The 6792-nt window shown below is 68.2% G+C and carries 5 protein-coding genes; 2 read left to right on the plus strand and 3 right to left on the minus strand.

Annotated features, from left to right (window positions below; all coding sequences use genetic code 11):
- Positions 1–188 precede the first annotated feature (188 nt).
- Complete coding sequence (locus HUW62_RS44770; protein WP_163866553.1) at positions 189–674, plus strand: hypothetical protein; 486 nt, start codon at positions 189–191, stop codon at positions 672–674.
- Positions 675–733: 59 nt separating this feature from the next.
- Here HUW62_RS44770 and HUW62_RS44775 read toward each other — a convergent pair whose 3' ends face one another.
- The 3 genes from HUW62_RS44775 to HUW62_RS44785 form a co-directional block, all read right to left on the minus strand.
- Positions 734–2194 (minus strand): VCBS repeat-containing protein, encoded by a 1461-nt coding sequence (locus HUW62_RS44775; RefSeq protein ID WP_163866554.1) that lies wholly within the window; start codon positions 2192–2194, stop codon positions 734–736.
- Between the two features lie 445 nt (positions 2195–2639).
- Positions 2640–3758, minus strand: a complete 1119-nt coding sequence (locus HUW62_RS44780; protein ID WP_163866555.1) for a hypothetical protein — start codon at positions 3756–3758, stop codon at positions 2640–2642.
- The gene (locus HUW62_RS44785) at positions 3758–5614 is read right to left on the minus strand and encodes an HSP90 family protein (protein WP_163866556.1); all 1857 of its coding nucleotides are present in this window, start codon (positions 5612–5614) and stop codon (positions 3758–3760) included. The genes HUW62_RS44780 and HUW62_RS44785 overlap by 1 nt, the downstream gene beginning before the upstream one ends.
- A gap of 239 nt (positions 5615–5853) precedes the next feature.
- On the opposite strand from HUW62_RS44785, the gene HUW62_RS44790 reads away from it, so the two are divergent.
- Complete coding sequence (locus tag HUW62_RS44790; RefSeq protein WP_176437929.1) at positions 5854–6684, plus strand: metal-dependent hydrolase; 831 nt, start codon at positions 5854–5856, stop codon at positions 6682–6684.
- Positions 6685–6792: the final 108 nt, after the last annotated feature.

Genomic DNA, 6792 nt, shown 5'->3' on the forward strand with positions numbered 1-6792 from the left:
GTGGGGGAGCTCCGTCCGGTGGGCAGCGGCCGGCCTCGGGCGGTGGCGACAAGGACAAGAAGGGCCCGGAGCCGTTCAACAACCCGTTCAAGAACCTCAAGCGCTGACCTGTCGCTGTCGCTCCGTGTCATCCGGCCCACCGCTCCGGAGGCTTGCGTTCATCCAGTTACAACTGTAAGTCGGACGCGATGAGTGACCGCGCTGATATCATCGTCGTGAGGGATGGAAAGGCCCGCGTCTTCCACCACAAGTGGGGGGCCTCGGTGCTGCGCCGGATGTTCGCGAACGGGCCCGAGGCCTCGCTCATCGAGGCTGAAGGCGGGTCGTATTCGAGGGCCGTCGACGACATCCTGGCGGGAGCCATCCTCGACATGGACCGTCGCACGCTCACCCTCATCGGGAGCACGGAGGTGATTTGCAGCGGGGGCTTCCTGGGCCCGGACCGCGAGAGCTGGGCGGCGGACGAGGTGTTGCCCTCCCTCGCGGACAACTGGCCGGGATGGACGCTCTGCTTCGAGCCGGCCGACCGTATCATCGAGCCCCTGGTCGCCCTCGTGCGCCACCTGGGCGTGGCCGTGGCCGCGTCGAAGGACCCCTACGTGGAACCCGGGCACTTCGAGGACCCGCGCTGGCGTCAGCTGACCTACCGGCTCGAGGTTCCGCCGAAGTCCTGAGTCACTCGTGAGGTGGAGCCGGGGCCTGGAAGCGGCCCTCGGCTCCGGGTGCTCCTGGCTCAGTAGTTGGCGAAGACGTTCGACATCAAATACATGCGCATGTCCGTGGTGGAGCAGAACGTGCGGCGCGCGACGAGGTACTTGGGCTGCCCGGCGACGGCCTTCACCAGCGAGTAGCTGGCGTTGCTCCCGCCGTTGTTCGCGAGCGGCCAGTCCCCGATGAAGGGCACCGCGGGGCTGAAGTTGTGGTTCGACCAGCGCCAGGCGAAGTTGGAGCCGGCCCAGTCCTCGGTGGTGGCATAGTTGGCGGAAGGGCCGTTCTGGATGAAGAACCACTCGTCCTTGTTGTCCACGTAGTCGATGTTGCCCACCAGCAGCGCGTCACCTGCGCCCTGGGGGTAGCCCATCCCTCCGATGTGGTTGGCGCCGTAGGTGCTCCAGCCCCACGCGAAGTCGTTGTTCGTGTAGTGGAAGTTCGTCGCCCAGCCGCTGAGCCCCAGCAACTCCTCCTTGCCGTCACCGTTGGTGTCGCCGCCGTTGCGCAGGTTGCCGCGGTAGCCGTACATGCCGTGCGCCGTGTTGCCCTGGGTGCTCCAGAGCCAGTCCCAGCCCGTGCCCGCCGTGTTGAAGCGGAACATGGTGATCCACCCGCTCGCGCTCACGCCGACAAGTTCGTCCTTGGTGGGGGGCGTGCTCGCCGAGTCGAAGTTGCCGGAGACGAGGTACCCACCGTTGGCGTGCGCGAAGACCTGGTCGGACGTGTTGCCGTAGGTGCTCCAGCCCCAGTTCCAGTTGCCGTTGTCGAAGTGGAACATCGTCACCCAGCCGGAGACACCCAGCGCCTCATCCTTGCCGTCCCCGTCGAAGTCGCCGATGACCAGGTTGTTGCGGTAGTCGTAGATGCCGCCGCCGGCGCTGGTCGAGCCGTAGTTGCTCCAGCCCCACGCCCAATCATTGTTGCGGTAGTGGAACAGGGTCATCCAGCCGCTGGCGGACACGCCGAGGATGTCCTCGGCGCCATCACCGTCGAAGTCGCCGATGTAGTGCCGGGCATAACCCGCGGGCCCCGCCTGGTTCGCCGCCGTCCAGACCTTCTGCCAGCCAGCGCTCTGGCCGTTGACGGAGGCCGTGGTGGTGCTCACGTCCACCAACTGGCCCAGGATGTTGTAGATGCGGAACGTCACCGTGACGGTCTGCCCCGGCGTGAGACCCGAGGGAATGATGCCGCTGAAGGTGACCTGCCGCGAGCCGCTGATGGGCTGGTAGGCGCCAATGGCGAGTCCATCCCAGGAGCCCTGGAGATTCTGGATGGCGAAGGGGCCGGACTGCGACACCGTCATCATGTAGTTGCCGGTGGCGAGCGTGTTCGAGGAGGTCCCGCTGTAGTTCACGAAGCTCTGGCCGGAGTTCGCCAGGGTTCCCGTACAGAACGACACCACCGCGGCCAGCGAGACATTCGGAAGCGCGAGAACGAGCGCGAGCAAGGACAACCGGAGCAGCGGAGGGGCAAGCCGTTTCATGGGAGCCTCGAGGAGAGGCCCGCGCGGGGGTGCACGGGTGGTCGTCTGTCCAAGCACTCCGTGTGCCATGTCAGACATGCCTGGAGTGTCGGTCCTCAGCCCGCGTACTGTTGTCACCTTCGCGGATACACAACCTGGTTGCTTGTAGCGAAGCCCGTTACAAGGAGTCCGAGGTCTGTCGCCGTGTCATGCGATTGTGACATGACGCCACCGCTCCACGACAAACGCCCCGCCGGTGTATGCCTTGGCGGGGCGTCGTGTCTGCTCATGCGTGAGGCGTCAACGGTTGACGCCAGGTAGGTGCGAGTCCATGGGATGGAAGTGCGAGGCCCGCAATGACTGACGGCTGGTTCATGGCCGCAGTGCGGCAAAAGCCGAGTCGTGGTCAATGCAGGCCTGGTCGGCGCAAGGGGCCACGTGGGCGGCCCGCGTCACGCCTTCCGCGTCAATCGAGCGGGAACTCGCGCACTTCCTCCGCGAGCCGTTGGATGCGCGCGAGTCGCCGTGCGTAGCGGTCCGTGCCGTTGCGCGTGTCGAAGCGGGTGGCGATGTCCCTGGCCTGCTTGAGCATCCACGCGTGCAGGGCCTTCACTTCATAGCCCCCGTCGGCGCGGTGCTCGGGGAATGCCTTGGTCAGCCGCAGGCTCACCACGTCCCGGTCTCCCGCGGCCTTGACGCGCTCCAGCAGGAACGTGGCCGCCACGAGGAAGACGAAGCGGTCGTTGAAGCTCCCGTGGTCCAGCGTCCACTCCAGGTGCTTCTCCAGCAGGGCCAGTCCGCGCGCCAGGTTGCCCGTCAGCGCGAGGAACTCGATGTGGTCACCCATGGTGGCCAGGAAGTCGCGGTTCTTCGACGTCAGGCCGTAGCCCCGGCGGTGCATCTCCGCCGCCCGCTCCAGCTCGCCCAGCTTGAACAGCGGATATAGCAGCGTGCCCAGCGTCAGGTGCGGAATCTCCGCGCACCGCACCCGCCCCTCCAGGATGGGCTTCGCCTTGCGCAGCGCCTGCTCCCACTCGCCCTGCTCGACGTGGTGGTCCAGCTCGTCATCCAGCTCGCACGCGCGGCAGTCCGTCAGGTGGTCCCGGGGCGCCGCGAGCCAGGCGGCCCACAGCCGGTCCACCTCCGCCGCGTCGTCGCCCATGTCCCGCGCCGTCTGGTAGCGCAGCTTCAGCGCCGAGCGCTTGCCGGCATCCACCTTGGTGAAGCACTGCTCGATGTCGTCGAGCGCGTCGGTGATTTGCTTGCGGGAGATGTGGGGGAACTCCTTGATGCGCCCCACCACCCACTTCTGCTTCCAGAGCAGGCCCTCCGGCTCGAAGCGCTCCGGGTCCTTCTTCTGCTGGCCCCGGCACCACGCGAAGGCCACCAGGGCCTTGTCCGGGTAGCCCCCGAAGGTCGCCGCGTCGATGAGGTCGTCGCGGAGCTGATAGCCCAGGTCCACGTCGCCGTGGGAGTCGGCCATCCGCACCGCCTCTTCCAGGAGCTTCACCTTGCTCTCGCTGGACTTCTGCTTGCCCGCGCGGTCCCACAGCGCCTGGGCCTCCTCGCGCCAGTCCCCGGCCATCAGTGCAGCCCTCCGGAGCCCACGCCCCCGTCATTCTCTCCGCCGCCCGAGCCTCCCGTGCCGAGCTGCGCGGAGATGAGCCCCAGGAGCCCCTGGTTGAGCAGCGTCATCTCCTGCGCGTTCAGCGGGTGCTGACCCAGGAGCAACGCCTGCACGTAGAGCATCTCCACCGACAGCTTCATCAGGGTCCGGTCCGTCACCGCCGCCAGCCGCCGCACCACCGGGTTGTGCAGGTTGAAGCACAACTGCGCCGGCTCGCCGCCCGCCGCCGCCATCACGCCCTCCAGCACGCTGGCGTAGAGGTCGTCGGACTCGTCTCGCGCGCGCTCGGCGTCACGTCGGAAGGAGCCCTCCTCGTCCGCGCTGTAGAGCGTGGGCACCTCCGCCGGGAAGAACTTCTTCACCACCACGCCGCAGTGGAACGGGGCCAGCACCTGCTCGGCCATGCGCGACAGCGGGAAGACCGCGTCGCGCTCGTCCATCGACAGCTCCTCGAAGCTCTGCGGCAGGTCCGCCGCGGAGAAGGGCTCCACCTGCGCGCCCTCCACCACGTGCGGCAGCTTCTCCAGGAGCGCCGCGTCGTGCGTGTACGCCGCGTTGATGATGCACAGCCCCTGCGCCCCCGCCACCCGAGCCACCTGACGGAACCCGTCCAGCGTCGCCGCGAAGCGCACCACCGGGTACGCGCGCCGGTACTCCGCCAGCGTCGTCACGCCCAGCGACGTCTCGAACGGCAGCCAGCCGATGACGAGCCGGTAGAAGTCGTCGTCGTCCAGCGCCAGCGCCTTGATGCTCAAGCCGTGCAGGCCGATGAGCCGCTGCAGCGCGCGAGGGTCCTCGTGCGCCAGGTCCACCAGGTACTTGCGCAGTCCGTGGCCCAGCGCCTCGCGGGCCTGGGCGAGCGCGCCGTCCTCGTAGAAGGACTCGCGGCTGGCGGTGGGGCGCAGCGCGTTGGCGTTCACCACGCACTTCACGAAGAACGCCCACTCCGGCAGCAGGTTCTCCGCGCTCTCCGACAAGAGCATGTGCTTCAGGTACACGCGGTGCTTCTGCTTGGAGTTGAAGTGCGGCGACGCCGGCAGCACGAAGGCCACGCCATCCACGTCTCCCGCCTGCGAGCGCAGCGGGATGCAGTCGATGAAGTCCGTCTCGAAGACCTCGCGCCCGTACTCCAGCATCGCCTTGCGTCGCTCGCCCGCGCTCTCGTAGTCGCGGCGCCAGGGCGCGCCATCCAGGTCCAACCGCTCCTGCTCCGCGCCGATGGTGAGCTGGATGGGGAAGGGCAGCAGGCCGCCATAGTGACGACCGAGCTGACGCAGTCGCTCCGGGGCGAACCACTCCACCATGTCCGCGCGGGCCACGAGGAACACCTGGGTGCCCGGCCGCTCCAGCGGGTGCTCGGAGACCTGCACGGCGTACGTGCCGTCGTGCCGGCCGCGCCACTCCAGCGTGCGTCCGTCTCCGCGCGCCGAGCGCGTCACCAGGAGCAGCTCGTCGCACACCATGAAGCACGACAGGAGGCCGATGCCGAACTGGCCGATGAAGTCCTTGCGCCGGTCTTCCAGTGCCTCGCGCTTGGAGGACTCGCCGATGGTGGCCAGGAAGCGGTGGATTTCCTCTTCCGTCAGTCCGACGCCGTCGTCGCTGAAGACGAGGGTGGGAGGCCCGCCGTCCTGTTTCTCCACCAGCTCCAGGCGGACGGTGCCTTTGTGTTCCGGTTCCAGGTGCTGCCGGGCGCGGATGGCGTCGGTGGCGTTCTGGAGCAGCTCTCGGAGGTAGACGCCCGGGGAGCTGTAGAGGTGGTGGGACAGGAGGTCGATGACCCCGCGGAGGCTGACTTGGAATCGGTGGTCCACGGCTGTTCCGACGTTAGCCCACGGGACGGCCCGGGCGGAGAAGGAACCTCCTGGGGGATTTTTTTCGAGATTGCGGTGACTCGGCGGCCGGGGCATCTGTCGTCCCGGGGGCAGGCGGTATGCACAGGCCCTTGAATGGCCGCCCGGACAGTGCCAAGCGGCGGCTCGGCTGGGGCGTGCCGTGAGGGCACCCCGGCGTCACGTCGTGATTCTTTGAACCCGAGAGAGGACAACCAACCATGCGGAACGAGCTCGTGGCAGTCGCTGTGGGTGCGCTGTTGACGTTCGCGGGAGAGGCGCGGGCGCAGGACGCCGCCGCGCCGAAGAAGGCGGAGGCAACGAAGGCTCCGGCCGCGGCGAAGGGCAAGACGGAGGTGACGTGGTGGGGCCATGCGGCCTTCATCGTCCGCACCCCGGGCGGCGCGGTGATTGCCATCGACCCGTGGCTCACCAACCCCAAGGCGCCCAAGGACGCGGCGCAGCCGGAGGCGCTGGACGCCATCCTCGTCACCCACGGCCACTTCGACCACGTGGGCGAGACGAAGGCGCTGGCGCAGAAGACGGGCGCGAAGGTGTTCGGCTCCTTCGAGCTGGTCAACCTGCTGGGTCTGCCGGAGGCGCAGGCGGTGGGCGCCAACGCGGGCGGGACGTTCCAGGTGAAGGACGCGACCATCCACCTGGTGGAGGCGGTGCACTCCAGCAGCTACCAGTCGGACCCCAAGGGCCCGTCGCAGTACGCGGGCGCGCCGCTCGGGTACGTGATTCAAATCGAGAAGGGTCCCACCCTGTACCACGCGGGTGACACCGGCACCTTCGGGGGCATGGAGCTCATCGCCACCCAGTTCAAGCCCACCGTGGCGATGCTGCCCATCGGCGGGCACTTCACCATGGGCCCCGCGGAGGCGGCGCAGGCGGCGCGGCTGTTGAAGGCGCAGACGATTGTCCCCATGCACTACGGCACCTTCCCGCTGCTCCAGGGCACTCCGGACGCGCTGAAGGGTGAGCTGAAGAAGCTGCGCGGCGGGGCGAAGGTGGTGGACCTGGAGCCCGGGAGGTCCACGGCGCTGTAGGCCGGGCCTTTCGTCCGGGGCGGCACTGTTCCGGGCTCGTAGAAGTCCCGGTTCTGGTGCCGCTGACTCCGGCCGGTCAATCCCCCGTGGGGTGGGTGGAATCCCGGG

It is taken from the genome of Myxococcus sp. AM011 (genome assembly GCF_013372595.1).
Lineage (GTDB): Bacteria > Myxococcota > Myxococcia > Myxococcales > Myxococcaceae > Myxococcus > Myxococcus eversor.